The organism is Sphingobium sp. WR1 (assembly GCF_059693745.1).
In genome coordinates, this window is sequence record NZ_JCATID010000009.1 from 76,340 (window position 1) to 93,849 (window position 17,510).

17 protein-coding genes are annotated in these 17,510 nt (G+C 65.5%); 7 read left to right on the forward strand and 10 right to left on the reverse strand.

All coding sequences use genetic code 11. The features are described from left to right. The first annotated feature begins 17 nt into the window (after positions 1–17). The gene (locus AC58EF_RS12660; protein ID WP_497276773.1) at positions 18–281 is read left to right on the forward strand and encodes a hypothetical protein; all 264 of its coding nucleotides are present in this window, start codon (positions 18–20) and stop codon (positions 279–281) included. A gap of 81 nt (positions 282–362) precedes the next feature. Here AC58EF_RS12660 and pgl read toward each other — a convergent pair whose 3' ends face one another. The 5 genes from pgl to AC58EF_RS12685 all read right to left on the reverse strand — a co-directional run bounded on the left by pgl (position 363) and on the right by AC58EF_RS12685 (position 6,121). Next, entirely contained in the window at positions 363–1,055 is a 693-nt protein-coding gene (gene pgl / locus AC58EF_RS12665; RefSeq protein WP_497276665.1) for a 6-phosphogluconolactonase, read from the reverse strand. 5 nt (positions 1,056–1,060) lie between these two features. Then, positions 1,061–1,537 carry a YbaK/EbsC family protein gene (locus AC58EF_RS12670; protein WP_497276666.1) on the reverse strand — a complete coding sequence of 159 codons (477 nt, stop codon included), beginning with the start codon at positions 1,535–1,537 and terminating at the stop codon, positions 1,061–1,063. Further along, a complete protein-coding gene (galE, locus tag AC58EF_RS12675) occupies positions 1,534–2,535 on the reverse strand; it encodes a UDP-glucose 4-epimerase GalE (RefSeq protein WP_497276667.1) in 1,002 nt (333 codons plus the stop codon). Before galE ends, AC58EF_RS12670 begins: the two co-directional genes overlap by 4 nt. Positions 2,536–2,603: 68 nt before the next feature. Next, positions 2,604–4,781, reverse strand: coding sequence for a 3-hydroxyacyl-CoA dehydrogenase NAD-binding domain-containing protein (locus AC58EF_RS12680; protein ID WP_497276668.1), 2,178 nt, complete (start codon positions 4,779–4,781; stop codon positions 2,604–2,606). 131 nt (positions 4,782–4,912) lie between these two features. Continuing rightward, complete coding sequence (locus tag AC58EF_RS12685; protein ID WP_497276669.1) at positions 4,913–6,121, reverse strand: acetyl-CoA C-acetyltransferase; 1,209 nt, start codon at positions 6,119–6,121, stop codon at positions 4,913–4,915. 337 nt (positions 6,122–6,458) lie between these two features. On the opposite strand from AC58EF_RS12685, the gene AC58EF_RS12690 reads away from it, so the two are divergent. Continuing rightward, positions 6,459–8,129 carry an MFS transporter gene (locus AC58EF_RS12690; protein WP_497276671.1) on the forward strand — a complete coding sequence of 557 codons (1,671 nt, stop codon included), beginning with the start codon at positions 6,459–6,461 and terminating at the stop codon, positions 8,127–8,129. A 2-nt stretch (positions 8,130–8,131) separates the two neighbouring features. On the opposite strand, the gene AC58EF_RS12695 is transcribed toward AC58EF_RS12690, so the two are convergent. Next, positions 8,132–8,731 carry a nucleotidyltransferase family protein gene (locus tag AC58EF_RS12695; RefSeq protein WP_497276672.1) on the reverse strand — a complete coding sequence of 200 codons (600 nt, stop codon included), beginning with the start codon at positions 8,729–8,731 and terminating at the stop codon, positions 8,132–8,134. A gap of 156 nt (positions 8,732–8,887) precedes the next feature. Between AC58EF_RS12695 and folE the strand changes: the two genes are divergently transcribed. The 3 genes from folE to AC58EF_RS12710 all read left to right on the forward strand — a co-directional run bounded on the left by folE (position 8,888) and on the right by AC58EF_RS12710 (position 11,194). Next, positions 8,888–9,493: a GTP cyclohydrolase I FolE gene (folE, locus tag AC58EF_RS12700; RefSeq protein ID WP_497276673.1), complete on the forward strand. Its 606-nt coding sequence runs from the start codon at positions 8,888–8,890 to the stop codon at positions 9,491–9,493. After that, positions 9,490–10,329: an SDR family oxidoreductase gene (locus AC58EF_RS12705; protein WP_497276674.1), complete on the forward strand. Its 840-nt coding sequence runs from the start codon at positions 9,490–9,492 to the stop codon at positions 10,327–10,329. Before folE ends, AC58EF_RS12705 begins: the two co-directional genes overlap by 4 nt. Positions 10,330–10,414: 85 nt before the next feature. Continuing rightward, complete coding sequence (locus tag AC58EF_RS12710; protein ID WP_497276675.1) at positions 10,415–11,194, forward strand: enoyl-CoA hydratase-related protein; 780 nt, start codon at positions 10,415–10,417, stop codon at positions 11,192–11,194. A 145-nt stretch (positions 11,195–11,339) separates the two neighbouring features. Here AC58EF_RS12710 and mmsB read toward each other — a convergent pair whose 3' ends face one another. From mmsB to AC58EF_RS12725, 3 genes are all read right to left on the reverse strand, one after another. Then, positions 11,340–12,224 carry a 3-hydroxyisobutyrate dehydrogenase gene (gene mmsB / locus AC58EF_RS12715; RefSeq protein WP_497276676.1) on the reverse strand — a complete coding sequence of 295 codons (885 nt, stop codon included), beginning with the start codon at positions 12,222–12,224 and terminating at the stop codon, positions 11,340–11,342. A gap of 28 nt (positions 12,225–12,252) precedes the next feature. Continuing rightward, positions 12,253–13,320: an enoyl-CoA hydratase/isomerase family protein gene (locus AC58EF_RS12720; protein ID WP_497276678.1), complete on the reverse strand. Its 1,068-nt coding sequence runs from the start codon at positions 13,318–13,320 to the stop codon at positions 12,253–12,255. Between the two features lie 85 nt (positions 13,321–13,405). Beyond that, complete coding sequence (locus AC58EF_RS12725; protein WP_497276679.1) at positions 13,406–14,548, reverse strand: acyl-CoA dehydrogenase family protein; 1,143 nt, start codon at positions 14,546–14,548, stop codon at positions 13,406–13,408. A gap of 47 nt (positions 14,549–14,595) precedes the next feature. Here AC58EF_RS12725 and AC58EF_RS12730 point away from each other — a divergent pair, with 47 nt between their 5' ends. Further along, the gene (locus AC58EF_RS12730; RefSeq protein ID WP_497276680.1) at positions 14,596–14,901 is read left to right on the forward strand and encodes a GIY-YIG nuclease family protein; all 306 of its coding nucleotides are present in this window, start codon (positions 14,596–14,598) and stop codon (positions 14,899–14,901) included. 68 nt (positions 14,902–14,969) lie between these two features. On the opposite strand, the gene AC58EF_RS12735 is transcribed toward AC58EF_RS12730, so the two are convergent. After that, positions 14,970–16,469, reverse strand: coding sequence for a CoA-acylating methylmalonate-semialdehyde dehydrogenase (locus AC58EF_RS12735; RefSeq protein ID WP_497276774.1), 1,500 nt, complete (start codon positions 16,467–16,469; stop codon positions 14,970–14,972). Positions 16,470–16,589: 120 nt separating this feature from the next. Here AC58EF_RS12735 and AC58EF_RS12740 point away from each other — a divergent pair, with 120 nt between their 5' ends. Continuing rightward, positions 16,590–17,492 (forward strand): LysR family transcriptional regulator, encoded by a 903-nt coding sequence (locus AC58EF_RS12740; protein ID WP_497276681.1) that lies wholly within the window; start codon positions 16,590–16,592, stop codon positions 17,490–17,492. Positions 17,493–17,510 lie beyond the last annotated feature (18 nt).

The following is a 17,510-nucleotide window of genomic DNA, read 5'->3' on the forward strand; positions in this document are numbered from 1 at the left end:
GCGGCGTTCCTGCCGTCATGAACCCGACGCTGCTCACCGCCCTGCAATATTATGGTGCCGGAGCGGCGGCGCTGGCCGCGCTGGTCGTGTCGCTGAACCTGGGGCGGCGCATTACCGGATGGGCCTTCGTCCTGTTCGTCACCAGTTCGCTGGCGCTGATCGGCTGGGGGTTCCTCGACAAGGACAGCGAGGGGATCGGCTGGCAGAATGTGGCGCTGTTGGCCATCAATGTCGTGGGCGTGTGGCGCTATCTGATCTCCAAGCATGAGCCGAGGGATTAAGCCTTCTTCCGTTCGTTTCGAGCGAAGTCGAGAAACGGTCAGGGCCATTCTCTCGTTTCTCGAAACGAACGGAGGTAGTGGTCACGCCTCGCTGATCCACACCTCGACCGGCACCACATCCTGCAACAGCGCCAGCCGGATCGGCAGTTCCTCGACCGGCCCGCCCGCCAGCGCGCGGTCATAGACCGCCTTCTTTTCCGCGCCGCCGATCTGCAAAAACACATGGCGGCTCTGGAGGATCGCGTGCGCGGTCAGCGACAGGCGTTGATGCGGCGCGACGGGCGGGGTCGCGGCGATGGTCAGCGCGCTGGACGCCAGACCCTCGGCCAGTTCCCTGCCTTCGGGAAAGAGCGAGGCGGTATGGCCGTCATCGCCCATGCCCAGCAATATGATGTCGAGCGGCCAGGGCAGGTCCGCGAACACCGCCTCGACCGCCGGTTGCCCGGCATAGGCGTCGGCGGCGTCGGTCTTCATCGGCACGAAGCGCGCCGCTGCCGCCGGCCCCTGCAACAGCGTTTCGCGCACCAGTCGTTCATTGCTGTCCGGGCTGTCAGGCTCGACCCAGCGCTCGTCGACCAGCGTCACAATGACCTTGCTCCAGTCGAGCGGCGCCCTAGACAGCGCCTCCAGCACCGGCCGGGGCGAGCGGCCGCCCGACACCGCGAGGCCCGCGACACCGCGCTCGGCAATGGCTTCCGACAATAAAGTGGCGATGCGCGCGGCGATATCGGCGGCGGCCTCCGCCCCGGTGGCGAAAAGATGTTCGGTCGGCATGGCTCTCACTCGACGATTTCAGGAAGCGTGCAGATGTCGATCCATTGCGCCCCGGTCAAGGCGGCAAGCCGGTCGGGCGTCAGTTCGACCGACGTGGTGCGCGATCCTGCCGCCGGGAAGACGGTCGCGAACTCCCTTAGCGACACGTCGCAATAGATGGGCAGGGGGCTGGCCAGGCCGAAGGGGCAGACGCCGCCGACCGGATGGCCGGTAATCTCCTCCACCTCATGCCCGCCCAGCATCCGGGGCTTGGCGCCCAGCGCGGCCTTGGCCTTGCCGTTGGACAGCCGCGCGTCGCCGCGCGCGCAGACCAGCACGACCGTCTCCCCGACGCGCAGCGACAATGTCTTGGCGATCCGCGCCGGTTCGACGCCCAGCGCGGCGGCCGCCTCGATCACCGTCGCGGTGCTGACGCCCTGGTCGATGATCGCCACATCGGGCGCTTTCTCCGCGAAGAAGGCGCGGACGCTTGCCTCGCTCATGAACCCCGCAAGTCGCTCAGCTTGCGTTCCCAGGCGAGCGCATGGGTGACGATCTGGGTGAGGTCGGCATAGCGCGGCTGCCACGGAAATTCAGCCATGATCGCGCGATTGTCCGAAATCAGCGAATCCGGGTCGCCGGCGCGGCGGCCTTCCAGCCGGCGGTCGATGGTCATGTTGGTGACGCGATCCACCGCATCCAGCACCTCCAGCACGGAAAAGCCCCGGCCATAGCCGCAATTGAGCAGATAATTCTGCTCAGGCTTCGCGATCAGCGCCTCCAGCGCCAGAACATGCGCATTGGCGAGGTCGGTGACATGGATATAGTCGCGCACGCCGGTGCCGTCGGGCGTGTCGAAATCGGTGCCGAAGACGGAGACATGGCTGCGCTTGCCCAGCGCCGCCTCGACCGCGACCTTGATCAGGTGCGTCGCCCCCGCCGTCGACTGGCCGGTGCGGCCTTCGGGGTCCGCGCCCGCGACGTTGAAATAGCGCAGCGCGCAGAAGTTGATCGGATGCGCCGCCGCGACGTCGCGCAGCATATATTCGGTCATCAGCTTCGACATGCCATAGGGATTGATCGGCCGCTGCAGCGTCGTTTCCTTCACCGGGCTTTCCTCGGGAATGCCATAGGTCGCGGCGGTCGAGGAGAAGATGAAGTGCGGCACGCCCACCGCCACTGCGCTTTCGATCAGGTCGCGGGTCTTGGCGCTGTTATTGTGATAATATTTCAGCGGGTTCTCGACCGATTCCGGCACTACCACCGATCCGGCGAAATGCATGATCGCCTTCACATCATGGTCGCGCAAGGTCGCCTGCACCAGCGGCTGGTCGGCAATGTCGCCCTGCACGAAGGCAACGCCGTCGGGCACGGCGAAGCGGAAGCCCGTGACCAGATTATCGATCACCACCACGCCATAGCCGGCATCCTTCAGCGCCAGCACCGCATGACTGCCGATATAGCCGGCACCGCCCGTAACCAGGACCGTAGGCTTGCTCATAAGAAAAAAGGTCTCCCCGGAGATGTCCGGGGAGACCTAATACAGAAGCGTTACGATTTACAAATCAATCATGCTGCAGCGCGGGATGGAACGGGGCGATAGAAGGTCGCGCCGTTGGCGGCCATCTCCCGCAACTGTGCCGTGGGTGCGAAACGCGCGCCATGGGCGGCCGCCAGCCTGTCCAGCGTGGCCACGACGTTCGCGATGCCGACCGTGTCCATGTGACTGAACGGCCCGCCGGTATAGGGCGCGAAGCCCCAGCCGAAGATCGCGCCGATATCGCCATCCTCGGGCGTTTCCAGCACGCCTTCCTCGAAACAGCGGGCGCATTCGATCAGCTGGCGATAGAGGAGCCGTTCCTTGACCGCCTCGACATCGGGCTGCGCGGCCGCGCGGGGGAACATCTCGCCCAGCACGGGCGACAGATGCTTCTTCGCGCCTTCGGGATAGTCGTACCAGCCCTTGCCATTCTTGCGGCCCAGGCGCCCGGCCTCGACCATCTTCACCATGATGTCGTCCGACCCCTGGGGAACATAGGCGTCGCCCAATTCCTTCTTCGCCGCCGTCATGATCTTCCAGCCCAGTTCGATCGACACCTCGTCGCTGACCGCCAGCGGGCCGGTCGGCATACCGAGCTGCTTGCCGGCATTTTCGATCAGCGCCGGATTGACGCCTTCGCCGACCAGTTCCGCGCCTTCCTGCACATAGGTGCCGAAGCTGCGCGAGGTATAGAAGCCGCGGCTGTCATGCACGACGATCGGCGTCTTCTTGATCTGCGCGACGAAGTCGAGCGCCTTGGCGATCGCGGCCGGGCCGGTCTTCTCGCCCAGGATGATCTCGACCAGCGGCATCTTCTCGACCGGCGAGAAGAAATGGACGCCGATGAAATTCTCGGGCTTGCTCCAGGCCTGCGCCAGCTTCGTGATCGGCAGGGTGGAGGTGTTGGACCCGAAGATGGTGTCCGCGCCCAGCACGGCTTCGACCTGTTTGGTTACTTCCGCCTTGATCGCGACATCCTCGAACACCGCCTCGATCACGAAGTCCGCGCCGGCGAGCGCGGCATAGTCGGTCGTCGGGGTCACGCGGGCCAGCGACTCCGCCATCTTTTCGGGCGTCATGCCCTTGCCCAGGCGCTTCTTCAGCACCTCCTCGACATGGGCCTTGCCCTTTTCGGCATAGGCCTGATCGCGGTCGAACAGCACGACTTCCATGCCCGCCTGGGCCGCGACGGTGGCGATGCCCGCACCCATCATGCCCGCGCCCAGCATGGCCAGCTTCTTGGTCGGCGCCTTCGGCTCGTCCTTGGGACAGCGCGCGCCGCGTTCGGCGGCCTGCTTGTTGACGAAGAGGGTGCGGATCATGTTCGAAGCCTGCGGATCGGCTGCGACCTTGGCGAAATATTTGCTCTCGACCTGGATCGCCCGATCCATCGGCAGGGTGATGCCTTCATAGACGGCCGACAGCAGGGCGATCGGCGCGTTCATGTTGCGCTGGGTCTGCTTCAGCGTCATCGGCAGTGCGCCCGCCATGGTCTGGACGAAGGCGGGGTTGAAGCCGCCCGCGCCGCCCGGCACCTTATAGCCCTTCACGTCCCAGGGCTGGGTGTTGGCGGTCGGGTTGGCCTTCACCCATTCGCGCGCGGCAGCAACAGCCGTGCCCTGCGGCACGACCTGATCCACGACCTTCAGCATCGCGGCTTCGGCGGGACGGAACAGCTTGCCCTGGAGCATGTACATGAGCGACGCCTGCACGCCCATGACGCGCGGCAGGCGCTGTGACCCGCCGCCGCCGGGGAAGAGGCCGATCAATATTTCGGGCAGGCCCAATTGCGTCTTCGGGCTGTCACCCACGATACGGCGATGGCAGGCCAGCGCCAGTTCGAAGCCGCCGCCGACACAGGTGCCCTCGATCGCGCAGGCGATCGGCTTGCCGCTGGTTTCGAGGCGGCGGAACAGCGCGTTCAGCACGAATACCTTGTCGAAGATGGCGGCGGGGGCAGGGCGTTCGCCCGTGCCGGTCGCCAGCATCGACCCGAAATATTTGAGGTCCATGCCGGCCATGAAGCCGCTGTCCTTGCCCGACGCGATGACCGCGCCCTTGATGCCATCCTCGGACGCGATGCGCGTGATCGCGGCGTCGAGATCGGAAAGAAAATCCGGGCCGATGACGTTCATCGACTGCCCGGGCACGTCGATGGTCAGGGTGGCGATGCCGTCGGCGTCGATGTCGAATGCGATGGTGTTCATAGTCCTGTGTCCTACTCCTTTAGCCCCTCCCCTTCAGGGGAGGGGTTGGGGTGGGGGCTAGCCTCTTGGGGCGGTGCATGGGAAAGCCCACCCCTAACCCCCTCCCGCTCGCGGGAGGGGGAATGAATGCGTCAGATACGTTCGATGATGATGCCGGTGCCCATGCCCGCGCCGACGCACAGGTTGATGAGCGCGGTACCCTTGCCGGACCGCTCCAGCTCGTCCAGCGCGGTGCCCAGCACCATCGCGCCGGTCGCGCCCAGCGGATGGCCCATGGCGATCGCGCCGCCATTGACGTTGATCTTGCCATGGTCGAGGTCCATCGCCTGCATGTAGCGCAGCACGACCGAGGCGAAGGCCTCATTGAGTTCCCACAGGTCGATGTCGCTCTGGCTCATGCCCGCGCGGGCGAGCAGCTTGCCGGCGACGAATTCCGGCCCGGTCAGCATGATCAGCGGCTCCGACCCGATCGACGCCATGGCCTTGATCTTCGCGCGGGCTTTAAGCCCATATTTCTCGCCCATATCCTTGTTGCCGACCAGCACGGCCGCCGCGCCGTCGACGATGCCGCTGCTGTTGCCGGCATGATGGACATGGTTGACCTTCTCCAGTTCAGGATAGCGGAGCAGGGCGACGGTGTCGAAGCCCGGCATATCCTCGCCCAGCGCGGCAAAGCTGGGTTTCAGGCTGCCCAGCGACTGCATTGTCGCGTCGGGACGCATATGCTCGTCATGGTCCAGAACGACCCGGCCGATCACGTCCTTCACCGGCACGATCGACTTTTTGAAGCGGCCTTCGTCCCATGCCGCCTTGGCGCGCTTCTGGCTTTCCACCGCATAGGCGTCGGCCTCGTCGCGGCTGATGCCGAATTTGGTGGCGATCACGTCGGCGCCGATGCCTTGCGGCGCGAAATAGGTCTTGTAAGCGACCGCCGGGTCCATTGCCCAGGCGCCGCCGTCCGACGCCATCGGCACGCGGCTCATCGATTCGACGCCGCCGCCGATCGCGAACATCGCCTCGCCCGAAAAGACCTTGGCGGCGGCCATGTTCACTGCCTCCAGGCCCGACGCGCAGAAACGGTTGATCTGCACGCCCGGCACGGTCTGGGCATAATCGGCGTTGAGCACCGCGACACGGGCGATATCCGCGCCCTGTTCGCCGACCGGGCTGACGCAGCCCAGGATCACGTCGTCCACGTCCGCCGTGTCGATCTGGTTGCGGTCGCGCACCGCTTCCAGCACCTGCGTCGCCAGCTGGATGGGGGTGATTTCGTGCAGCGAGCCATCGGCCTTGCCCCGGCCACGCGGCGTCCTGACGGCGTCGTAAATATAGGCTTCCATGTTCATTCCCTCTCCGTGGGGGTCATTCCGGCGCTTCGCCAAATGGATGTGACATGCCGTGAATGTATTTACGTTTACGTAAAGTGCAAGTCTCTATTGCGATCCGTTCGCCGCGGCGGCCCTGCCGTAACGGCAGCCGCAATCCATTGATGCAAAACGCGCCGCAACTGTCCAGATCGCTGTCGTGTTTACCCCCTTTTATCGTGCGAATCTCCTGACTTTCTTCGCGGCGCCGGCCTGTCCGCCCAGGGTCGGGAGTCCGTCGTGCGGTCAGCCGAAGCAGCGGCCGGACATAGAAGCGTTGCGCCTTCGTCCCCGGGGTCTATATCCCCCACTCATGGACAGCGTGACCGAAGCCCCGACCCGACAGCCCCCGTCACCTTTCTCCATTCCCACCTTCCGCGCCATCTGGACCGCCAGCCTCGCCTCCAACTTCGGCGGCCTGATCCAGTCGGTCGGCGCGGCCTGGATGATGACCTCGCTCTCCGCCTCGCCCTTGCTGATCGCACTGGTGCCGGCGGCGACCACGTTGCCGATCATGCTGCTGTCGCTGTGGGCCGGGGCGGTCGCCGACAATCTCGACCGGCGCCAGGTGATGATCGCCTGCCAGTCCGCCATGTTGCTGACGTCGGCGCTGCTGGCGGCGACGGCCTGGGCCGGGCTGATGACGCCCTGGCTGCTGCTGGGCTTCACCTTCGCGATCGGCTGCGCGACCGCGATCAACGGTCCGGCCTGGCAGGCGTCGGTCGGCGACATGGTGCCGCGCGACCAGTTGCCGAGCGCCGTGGCGATGAATTCGATGGGTTTCAACCTGGCCCGCAGCGTCGGCCCGGCGCTGGGCGGTATCATCGTCGCGGCGGCGGGCGCGGCGGCCGCCTTCCTGGTCAATGCGCTCAGCTATCTTGGCCTGCTTACCGTGCTGGCGCGATGGCGGCCCGACCTGCCGCCCAAGCTGTTGCCGCGCGAGCGGTTGGGCGTCGCGATGGTGGCGGGCGTGGGCTATGTGGCCGCGTCGCCGAAGATCAAACGGGTGTTGCTGCGCGGCGGCGCGTTCGGCCTCGGCGCCAGCGCCGTGTCGGCGCTGATGCCGCTGGTGGCGCGCGATCTGCTGGGCGGCGGCGCGCTGACCTTCGGCGTCACCAGCGGCGCGTTCGGCTTCGGCGCGGTGCTGGGCGCGCTGTCGAGCCGCCATCTGCGCGCGCGCTTTGCGATCGAGACGATCGTGCGGTTCGCAGGGCTGGCGCTGGCGCTGGGCACGGCGCTGACGGGCGTGAGCGGCTGGCTGGCGCTGGCGATGCTTGGCTATATGCTGGCGGGGGCCGGCTGGGTGCTGGCGCTGTCGACCTTCAACGTGTCGGTGCAGATGTCCGCGCCCCGCTGGGTTGTGGCGCGTGCGGTCGCGCTCTACCAGATGACCGCCTTTGGCGGCATGGCCGCCGGCGCCTGGCTGTTTGGCTGGGTGGCGGAGCATCATGGTGTCGTCACCGGCCTCTATGCCGCCGCGGCGGCGCAGTTCGCCTCGGCCATGTTGGGGCTGTGGCGACCGCTGCCCCAGACCGGCAACGACAATCTCGATCCGCGCGACGACTGGCAGGAGCCGGACACCGCTGTCCCGGTCGAGCCGCGCAGCGGGCCGATCGTCATCACCATCGAATATCGCATCCCGCCCGGATCGGTCGTGCCCTTCCTGACCGCCATGAGCGAGCGCCGTCGCATCCGGCGTCGCGATGGCGCCCATGGCTGGCAATTGCTGCGCGATCTGGGCGAATCCGACCTCTGGGTCGAACGCTATCATGTGTCGACCTGGCTCGATTATGTCCGCCACAATCAGCGGCGCACCGTCGCCGACATCGCCAACAGCGACGCGATTCATGCGCTGCACGCCGGCCCGGAAGCGCCGGTCGTCCATCGCCGGCTGGAGCGGCAGACCGGATCGCTGCCGATCAGCCGCGCGCCCGACGCGCGCGAGATGGGCGACGGCCTGACCGATCCGACCCGATCAAGCTGAACTCAGGCCGGCGTCACCGACCGTCCGCCCGCCAGATCCTCCGGCGTGTCGATATCGTGCAGGATCGCGCCCGTCGTTTCGATCTGGAGGCCGTGGCTCAGCAACGCGCGTGCGCCCTGGTCGCCCTTGAGCGCCAACAGTTCGGGGAAATGCTTGCGGCCGATGAAGGCGGGCGGGGAGGAGGAGAAGCCGTCGGTGCTGGCCACCACCGATCGGACATCCTCCGCCGCCATGCAGATGCGGTTATAATGGCTGGGCGGCACGTCGGGCATGTCGGCCAGGCAGATCAGGATGCCGCGAATGCGCTGGATCGGCATCACATGCTCGACCGCGCGGATGATGCTGCCCGATATGCCGTCCTCCGGGCGGTCATTGACCAATATGCTGTAGCCGCGCCGGTCGAGCTTGCGATGGAGCACCGGCGCCAGCTCGATCGGGCGCACGACCGCGACCAGTTCGGCGAAGGCCATGGACGCCACCGTTTCCAGCGTGTGCGCCGCCACCGGCTTGCCGCGCAGGTCCGCCATCAGCTTGTCTTCCTCGCCGAAGCGGGACGATGTGCCGGCCGCCAGCAGGACGGCCGCGATACGTTCAGTGCGCATGGCGTGTAAAACGGACTGGCATTATTTTGTTTGCGACCTCTTTTGGCTCCGATGTGCCACTAGCGCGATCTTGTGTCCAGCGGGGCCAAAAGGGCTGGCCATAGCGGAACCGAGTCGCCATATGCGGGGCCAACAGCATAAGGAGTGGCCCTGTTCATGGCATATGACCTCGATGCCGAAACCGTCGGCGAAGGCAAGGAACCGGTTCCGGCCGATGTCAGCGAAGCGATCCGCACGCTGATCCGCTGGGCGGGCGACGCGCCGGAGCGCGAAGGCCTGCTGGAAACGCCCGAACGGGTGGCGCGGGCATGGAAGGAATATTGCCGCGGCTATGATGACGATCCGGGCTATCATCTCTCCCGCATCTTCCATGAAGTGGGCGGCTATGACGATGTCGTGCTGCTGAAGGACATTCCGTTCCAGTCGCATTGCGAACATCATATGGCGCCGATCATCGGGCGGGCGCATATCGCCTATCTGCCCGGCCAATATGTGGTGGGCATATCGAAGCTCGCCCGCGTGCTGCACGCCTTCGCCAACCGGCTCCAGGTGCAGGAGCGGCTGACGTCGGAAGTCGCCAACTGCATCTGGGAAAATCTGAAGCCCCAGGGCGTCGCCGTCGTGATCGAGGCGACCCATGGCTGCATGACCGGGCGCGGCGTGCGCACCCCCAATGTCATGATGAAGACCAGCCGTATGCTGGGCGTGTTCCGCGACGATGTGAAGTCGCGCGAGGAAGTGCTGAAGCTCATCGCCTCATGAACGAAGCGGAGGAGCCTGCCTATCGGCCGCTCGGCAAGGCGCGGGAGGACGCAAAGCCCGTCGGCGCACCGCTGGCGCAGAAGCGGCTTGCGCTCGTCACCGGCGGGCACCGGCGGCTGGGCGGCATCATCGCGGCGGCGCTGGCCAGAGCGGGCCATTCGCTCGCCATCCATGGCAGCCATGATACCCGGCTCGATTCCCATCTGGCGCTGGCCTTCGAGGAGGAGAAGACCGAATGGGACGGCTTCGTCGTCGATTTCGCCGATCCCGAAGGGGCGGAGGAACTGGTGGCGATGGTGGCCGAGCGTTTCGGCCGTCCGCCCGACATTCTAGTCAACAGCGCCGCCATCTTCGGCCAGGACCGGCTGGACACGGTGAGCGCGGACGATCTGATGCGCCATTATGCGGTCAATTGCGCGGCGCCGACGATGCTGACCAAGGCATTTGCGACCGTACCGGCGGGCGTGGGCGATCGTTGCATCGTCAACATCCTCGACCAGCGGATCGACCATCCCCATTCGGACCAGCTGGCCTATACGCTCTCGAAGCTGGCGCTCGCCGGCCTGACGCGCACCAGCGCCCATAGCCTGGCGCCGAAAGTCCGGGTCAATGCGGTGGCGCCGGGCCTGACGATCGCGACGCCCGACTATGACGAGGCGCAGATGGAGCGGCTGGGTGCGATGATGCCGCTGGCGCGCCTGCCCAGGGCGGAGGAGATCGCGCAGGCCGTGCTCTATCTGGTGAACGCGACCGCCGTCACCGGCCAGACCCTCTATGTCGACGGCGGCGCGCACCTCAAAAGCTATGATCGGGATTTCATGCATCTGTGCCGATAGCATTGGCGCAAATGCGATGACTTGGGGCTGGTGAAGCGTTGGCCTTCCCCATAAAGGGGTCCCGAACGGATTAAGGGAGTTGGCGATGACCTATGAAACGATCCTGGTCGAACAGCGCGACGCGGTGACGCTGATCACGCTCAACCGGCCGCAGGCGCTGAACGCGCTCAACAGCCATGTGCTGGCCGACCTCAGCGCCGCCTTCGCCGCCTATGACGCGGACCCGACCCAGCTTTGCGCCGTCCTGACCGGCAGCGGGGAAAAGGCGTTCGCGGCGGGCGCCGACATCAAGGAAATGGTCGAGAAGGACTCCGCCGACTTCTTCCTCCAGGATTTCTTCTCCGGCTGGCAGACCGGCGTGGTCGCGACCCGCAAGCCGTGGATCGCGGCGGTGCAGGGCTTTGCGCTGGGTGGCGGCTGCGAACTGGCGATGATGGCGGATTTCATCATCGCGGGCGACACGGCGAAATTCGGTCAGCCCGAAATCAAGCTGGGCGTCGGTCCGGGGATGGGCGGGTCGCAACGCCTGACCCGCGCCGTGGGCAAGGCCAAGGCGATGGAAATGTGCCTGACCGGCCGGATGATGGACGCCGCGGAGGCCGAGCGCTCCGGGCTGGTGAGCCGCATCGTCCCGGCCGCCGACCTGCTGGACGAGGCGCTCAAGACCGCCGCGACCATCGCGTCGATGCCGCCCATGGCCGCGATGATGAACAAGGAAATGGTCAACATCGCGTTCGAGACGGGCCTTGCCCAGGGGCTGCTGACCGAGCGCCGCCTGTTCCAGATTCTGACCGCGACCGAAGACAAGAAGGAAGGCATGACCGCCTTCGTCGAAAAGCGGCCCGGCGTCTGGAAGGGCCGCTGATCGCCGAGCAGCCTGCAATCATCTCGACTGGAGTCTTCGCGATTACTCAGCATTAAACCTCCGTTCGCTTCGAGCGAAGTCGAGAAGCGGCCAGTACAGCGCTTTTTGTTTCTCGACACGCTCGAAACGAACGGAAGATGTTTGCTTACTTCCCCTCCAGCATCTCGATCATCAGCGAGAAGTCGCGGCCGGCCTCGCCGCGATTGGCAAGCATCTGGTAAAGCGCTTCGGCGGCATTACCCATCGGCGCCGCAGCCTCCACCGAAGCGGCGGCTTCGGTCGCCAGCTTCAGATCCTTCAGCATCAGCCCGACCGTGAAGCCGCCCTGATAGCCATTGTCGGCCGGCGTCTGCGGGCCGACGCCGGGGACGGGGCAATAGCTGGTCATCGACCAGCTCTGGCCCGACGAGACGCTGCTGATGTCGTAGAAGGTCTGGGGATCGAGGCCCAGTTTCTTCGCCATGGCGAAGCTTTCGCAGGTGGCGACCATGGTTGCGCCCAGCAGCATATTGTTGCAGATCTTGGCCGCCTGCCCATTGCCCGCGCCGCCGGCATGGATCACCGCTTTGCCCATGGCGCTCAGGATCGGCTTGGCCTTGGCGAAGGCCGTATCCGCGCCGCCGACCATGAAGGTGAGCGTGCCGCCATTGGCCGCCGCGATGCCGCCGGACACAGGGGCATCGACCATCTCGAAGCCCTTGGCGCTCGCCGCCTCGATCACGCGGCGGGCGGTGGCGACGTCGATGGTGGAGCAGTCGAGGAACAGCGCGCCGGGCTTCGCCGCGTCGAACACCTGTTCGCCATAGACGCTTTCGACATGCTTGCCGGCGGGCAGCATCGTCACCACGGCGTCGGCGCCGGTGACGGCATCGGCCGCGCTGGCCGCCCGGGCGGCGCCATGGCTTTCCGCCTTGGCCAGTGCGTCTTCCGACAGGTCGAAGGCGCGGACGGCATAGCCGTTCTTCAGCAGATTGGCGGCCATGCCGCCGCCCATGTTTCCAAGGCCGATAAAGGCGATCGTCTGGGTCATGTTCCGGGCTTCCTCTCTCAGATATATCTCAGACGCGGATCGCGGCGGCTTCCGGCAGCGGCGTCCATTGCTTTTCCGGCGGCAGCGGCGCGAAGATCGCATCGATCATCGCGTCGGTCGCTTCTTCCAGCGTGGGCGGGTTCCAGCTTGGCGCATTATCCTTGTCGAAGATCACGGCGCGCACGCCCTCGACGAAATCGGGCCGTCGGATGATCGCGCAGGCAAGGCCGAACTCCATCGCCATATTGTCGGCGAAGTCGGTCTTCCCGGCGCCCTCGGCCAGTTGGCGCAGCGCGACCTTGATCGTCTGGGGCGACTTGGTGGCGAGCACGGCCAGTTGCTTCGTGGCCCATTCCCCGCCATCGGCCGTGAGCGCGGCGACGATCTCCTCGGCCTTGTCGGAGGCAAACAGCCGGTCGATCTCGTCGCGATGCGCCGCCAGTTTCGACGGCGGCGGCGCTTCCGCATTTTCGTCCAATATCTCGCCCAGACCCAGCGGATCGGCCAGAATGCGGGCCTTGATCGCGTCGAGCCTGTCGGAAGCGATATAATGGGTCGCGATGCCGATCGCGGCGCAATCCGCTCCGTCGATCCGCGATCCGGTCGCCGCCAGCCAGGCGCCGGTCCGGCCGGGCAGGCGCGGCAGGAACCAGCCGCCGCCCACGTCGGGGAACAGGCCGATTCCGGTTTCGGGCATGGCGAAGGTCGTGCGCTCGGTCGCGATACGGAAGCGGGCGGGGAGGGAGATGCCGACGCCGCCGCCCATGACGATGCCGTCGATGAAGGCCGCGATCGGCTTGGGGTAGACGAACAGCAGATGGTTCATCCGATATTCGAGGGTGAAGAAACGCTCCGCCTCGACGCAGTCCGCCTTGGCGCTGTTGGCGATCAGCGCGATGTCGCCGCCCGCGCAGAAGCCCCGTCCTTCACTATGGTCGATCATCACCGCGATGACGCTGTCGTCCCGCGCCCAGCCGAGCAGCGCGTCGTTGATGGCGTCGCACATTTCCGGCGTCAGCGCATGGATCGCCTTGGGCCGGTTGAGCCGGATGCGACCGACGCCATTTTCGATGAAGGTCAGAACCTGGTCTGTCATATCTGCTCCTCAAATCCGTTCGGTTCGAGCCTGTCGAGAACTTTGCGGCCGGTTCTCGACAAGCTCGAACCGAACGGCAGGAAAGTCATTGCCGCAGCATGTCCCGCGCCACGATCATCCGCATGATCTGGTTGGTGCCTTCCAGGATCGAATGCACCCGCAGGTCGCGCCAGAAGCGCTCGATCGGATAGTCCATCAGATAGCCGTAGCCGCCATGGAGTTGCAGTGCGCGGTCGACCACCGACGATCCGGTGTCGGTGGCAAGTCGTTTCGCCATCGCGGCGAAGCGGGTCTTGTCCGGTGCATTCTCCGTCACCTTGACCGCGGCGGCATAAAGCAGGGTGCGGGCCGCCTCCAGTTCGGTCTGCATGTCGGCCAGCATGAACTGGGTATTTTGGAAATCGGCGATGGACTGGCCGAACTGCTTGCGGTCCTTGGTATATTGCACCGCCTCGTCGATGCACCGCTGCGCGCCGCCCAGCGAGCAGGCGCCGATATTGAGCCGGCCGCCATCCAGCCCCATCATCGCGATGCGGAAGCCTTCGCCTTCGCCGCCGACCAGATTGTCCACCGGCACGCGCACGCCGTCGAAATTGACCTGCGCGGTGGGTTGCGAATGCCAGCCCAGCTTGCGCTCCTGCGCGCCGAAGCTGACGCCGGGCATGTCCTTTTCGATGACCAGGCAAGAGATGCCCTTGGGGCCGTCCTCTCCGGTGCGGACCATGACGACATAGACCTCATTCTCGCCGCCGCCGGAGATGAATTGCTTGGAGCCGGTGACGACATAATGGTCGCCATCCCTGACCGCGCGGGTCTTGAGGCTGGCCGCATCGGAGCCTGCGCCCGCCTCCGTCAGGCAATAACTTGCCATGCGCGCCATGGGGACGAGGTCGGGCAGATATTTGTCCTTCACCGCCTGCGACCCGAAGCGGTCGATCATCCAGGCGCCCATATTGTGGATCGAGATGAAGGCGCTGGTCGAGGGGCAGCCATAGGCCATCGCCTCCATGATCAGCGCCGCCTCCAGCCGCCCCAGGCCGATCCCGCCGGCCGCTTCCGACACATAGATGCCGCCGAAGCCCAGTTCCGCCGCCGCGCGGATCGTGTCGCGGGGGAAGATATGCTTCTCGTCCCATTCGCCTGCGTGGGGCGTGATGGCGTCCGCGGTGAAGCGCCGCGCCATCTCCTGGATCGCGCGCTGGTCGTCGGTCAGGTCGAATTGGGTCATGATGACTTGCCCATGCAAAAAATTCCATCCATTAACGCGGCATTGGAATGGATCGTCAACCTTGCGTCTACATCCTTGCCAGCGGGCGTCACGGCATCATCTATATCGGGGTCACGTCCGACCTGATGGCGCGCCTGCATCAGCATCGCTCCAGCATGATCGACGGATTCACGTCGCGCTATGGCGTGAAGCGGCTGGTTCATTTCGAGGTCGCCGATACGATGGAAGTGGCGATTTCACGCGAGAAGCGGTTGAAGGCTTGGCGGCGCGACTGGAAGGTCGCGTTGATCGAGAAGGAAAATCCCTTCTGGGAATATCGGGCCATCATGCTGGGTTTTGAGCCTTTGCCGTAGAGACAATGGATGCTGACTTTCGTCAGCATGACGGGAAGGGGAGGAGGGCAGTGCCTCCCCCCATCCCCTCACCCCATGGTCGGGATGACGAAGGCGTTCGCCGCGTCGCCCACCCCGCCGTCGGGCCAGCGCTGGGTGATGGTCTTGACCTTGGTCCAGAACTTCACGCCTTCCATGCCGTGCTGGTTGGTGTCGCCGAAGGCCGAACGCTTCCAGCCGCCGAAGCTGTGATAGGCGACCGGCACCGGGATCGGCACGTTGATGCCGACCATGCCGACATTGACGCGCGCCGCGAACTCCCGCGCGGCATGGCCGTTGCGGGTGAAGATAGCGACGCCATTGCCATATTGATGCTGGCTGGGGAGGGCGAGCGCCTCCTCAAAGCTCTCCGCTCGCACCATCTGGAGCACGGGGCCGAAAATCTCTTCCCTGTAGGAACGCATGGTCGGCTTCACATGGTCGAACAAGGTCGGGCCGACAAAGAAGCCTTCCTCATGGCCTTGCAGCTTGAAACCACGGCCGTCGACCACCAGTTCGGCGCCTTCATCGACGCCCATCTGGATATAGCTTTCGATCTTCGCCTTGTGCGCGGCGGTGACGACCGGACCATAATGGGCTTCGGGATCGGTCGACACGCCGACACGTAGAGCCTCGATCGCCGGGATCAGCTTTTCACGCAGCGCGATCGCCGTCTTCTCACCCACCGGGGTCACGACGGGGAGCGCCATGCAGCGCTCGCCCGCCGACCCGAAGGCGGCGCCGGCCAGGTCGTTCACCACCTGGTCGAGGTCCGCGTCCGGCATGACGATGCCATGATTCTTCGCGCCGCCCATGGCCTGCACGCGCTTGCCGTTGTCGACGCCGCGCTTGTAGACATAATGGGCGATGTCGGACGAACCGACGAAGCTGATCGCACCGATATCGGGATGGTCGAGGATCGCGTCGACCATCTCCTTGTCGCCCTGGACGACCTGAAGAATGCCTTCGGGCAGGCCGGCTTCCAGGAAGAGTTCGGCAAGGCGGACGGGCACCGATGGGTCGCGTTCCGAGGGCTTGAGGATGAAGGCGTTGCCGGTGGCGATGGCGACGCCCGACATCCACAGCGGGATCATGCCGGGGAAGTTGAAGGGCGTGATGCCCGCGCCGATGCCGATCGGCTGGCGGAAGCTGTAGACGTCGATGCCCGGACCCGCGCCCTGGGTATATTCGCCCTTCAGCACATGGGGGATGCCGCAGCAGAATTCGATGACCTCCAGCCCGCGCTGAATGTCGCCCTTCGAGTCCGCGATCACCTTGCCATGTTCGGAGCTGAGTAGGTGCGCCAGCTCGTCCATATGCTTTTCGACCAGCGCCTTGAAGTTGAACATGACGCGGGCGCGGCGCTGTGGATTGACGGCAGCCCAGGCGGGCTGCGCCTTCTTCGCGGCTTCGACGGCCTTGTCGAGAAGCGCGGCGTCGCCGAGCGCGACGCGGGCCTGCACGCTGCCATTATTGGGATCGAACACGTCGCTGGTGCGCGTCGGCGCGGCGTCATGGGCGAAAGCGAGCTTGTGCGAAATTTCACGCATCGGGAGTTGTCCTTTCATTGGCCTCTCCTTGGTTGCCGTCTTTTAGACCTCCGGCGTTATTGCAAGCAACAGCGGACTATTGCATGGCGATGCTGCAATTATGCAGCGGCAAGGGGCGGCATGTTCGACTGGGATGACCTCCGCGTGTTTCTGGCGGTGGCGCGGGCGCGGAAGGTCGCGCCGGCGGCACGGGCGCTGGGGATCGACGCGACGACCATCGCGCGGCGGCTGGCGCGACTGGAAAAGGCGCTCGACGCCGAATTGTTCGAGATGGGAGCGGGCGAACGGTCGCTGACGTCGCGCGGGCAGGAGTTGCTGGGCCATGCCGAAGCGGCGGAGAGCGCGGCGCTGGCGGCGATCGAGCAGGTGAACGGGCAGGAACGCAAGCTCAGCGGCCAGGTCAGGCTGTCGGTGGCGGAGGGTTTCGGCACCTGGGTGCTCGCGCCGGGGATGGGCGATTTCAACCGACGGCATCCGGGCATCCGCCTCGACATCATCACCGCATCGGGCTTCCTCAATCCCTCCAAGCGTGAAGCCGACATGGCGGTGATGCTGGCGCGGCCGCAGCGCGGACGGCTGACGGTGCGGCGGCTGGGCGACTATCGGCTGCATCTCTATGCGTCGCCCGCCTATCTGGAGCGGGTCGGCCGGCCGGGCCGGGCCGCCGACCTGCGCGACCATACGCTGATCGGCTATGTGCCGGAATTCATCTTCTCTCCCGAACTCGACTATCTGGACGAGGTGGAAGCGGGGCTGGAGGCCAATTTGCGATCGACCAGCATCATCATGCAGCAGCGGATGATCGCCGAAGGCGCCGGGATTGGCGTGCTGCCCGATTTCATAGGCCGGCGCGATCCCGGCCTGATGCCACTGATGTCCGATCGGGTGGAGATCATACGCAGTTTCTGGCTGGTCATGCAGGGCGACATGCGGCGGCTGGCGCGGATCGGCGCGGTAGCCGATTGGTTGCAGGAAAGGGTCGATATCTTAAAGTCAATCGACGTGGCCTCTCGACCTCGCTAAGGGAGTCGCGATGGATAG

Bases quoted from the DNA above. Each gene is read 5' to 3' on its own strand.
- AC58EF_RS12660 (WP_497276773.1), top strand. From the start codon at position 18: ATGAACCCGACGCTGCTCACCGCCCTGCAATATTATGGTGCCGGAGCG.
- pgl (WP_497276665.1), bottom strand. From the start codon at position 1,055: ATGCCGACCGAACATCTTTTCGCCACCGGGGCGGAGGCCGCCGCCGAT.
- AC58EF_RS12670 (WP_497276666.1), bottom strand. From the start codon at position 1,537: ATGAGCGAGGCAAGCGTCCGCGCCTTCTTCGCGGAGAAAGCGCCCGAT.
- galE (WP_497276667.1), bottom strand. From the start codon at position 2,535: ATGAGCAAGCCTACGGTCCTGGTTACGGGCGGTGCCGGCTATATCGGC.
- AC58EF_RS12680 (WP_497276668.1), bottom strand. From the start codon at position 4,781: ATGAACACCATCGCATTCGACATCGACGCCGACGGCATCGCCACCCTG.
- AC58EF_RS12685 (WP_497276669.1), bottom strand. From the start codon at position 6,121: ATGGAAGCCTATATTTACGACGCCGTCAGGACGCCGCGTGGCCGGGGC.
- AC58EF_RS12690 (WP_497276671.1), top strand. From the start codon at position 6,459: ATGGACAGCGTGACCGAAGCCCCGACCCGACAGCCCCCGTCACCTTTC.
- AC58EF_RS12695 (WP_497276672.1), bottom strand. From the start codon at position 8,731: ATGCGCACTGAACGTATCGCGGCCGTCCTGCTGGCGGCCGGCACATCG.
- folE (WP_497276673.1), top strand. From the start codon at position 8,888: ATGGCATATGACCTCGATGCCGAAACCGTCGGCGAAGGCAAGGAACCG.
- AC58EF_RS12705 (WP_497276674.1), top strand. From the start codon at position 9,490: ATGAACGAAGCGGAGGAGCCTGCCTATCGGCCGCTCGGCAAGGCGCGG.
- AC58EF_RS12710 (WP_497276675.1), top strand. From the start codon at position 10,415: ATGACCTATGAAACGATCCTGGTCGAACAGCGCGACGCGGTGACGCTG.
- mmsB (WP_497276676.1), bottom strand. From the start codon at position 12,224: ATGACCCAGACGATCGCCTTTATCGGCCTTGGAAACATGGGCGGCGGC.
- AC58EF_RS12720 (WP_497276678.1), bottom strand. From the start codon at position 13,320: ATGACAGACCAGGTTCTGACCTTCATCGAAAATGGCGTCGGTCGCATC.
- AC58EF_RS12725 (WP_497276679.1), bottom strand. From the start codon at position 14,548: ATGACCCAATTCGACCTGACCGACGACCAGCGCGCGATCCAGGAGATG.
- AC58EF_RS12730 (WP_497276680.1), top strand. From the start codon at position 14,596: ATGGATCGTCAACCTTGCGTCTACATCCTTGCCAGCGGGCGTCACGGC.
- AC58EF_RS12735 (WP_497276774.1), bottom strand. From the start codon at position 16,469: ATGCGTGAAATTTCGCACAAGCTCGCTTTCGCCCATGACGCCGCGCCG.
- AC58EF_RS12740 (WP_497276681.1), top strand. From the start codon at position 16,590: ATGTTCGACTGGGATGACCTCCGCGTGTTTCTGGCGGTGGCGCGGGCG.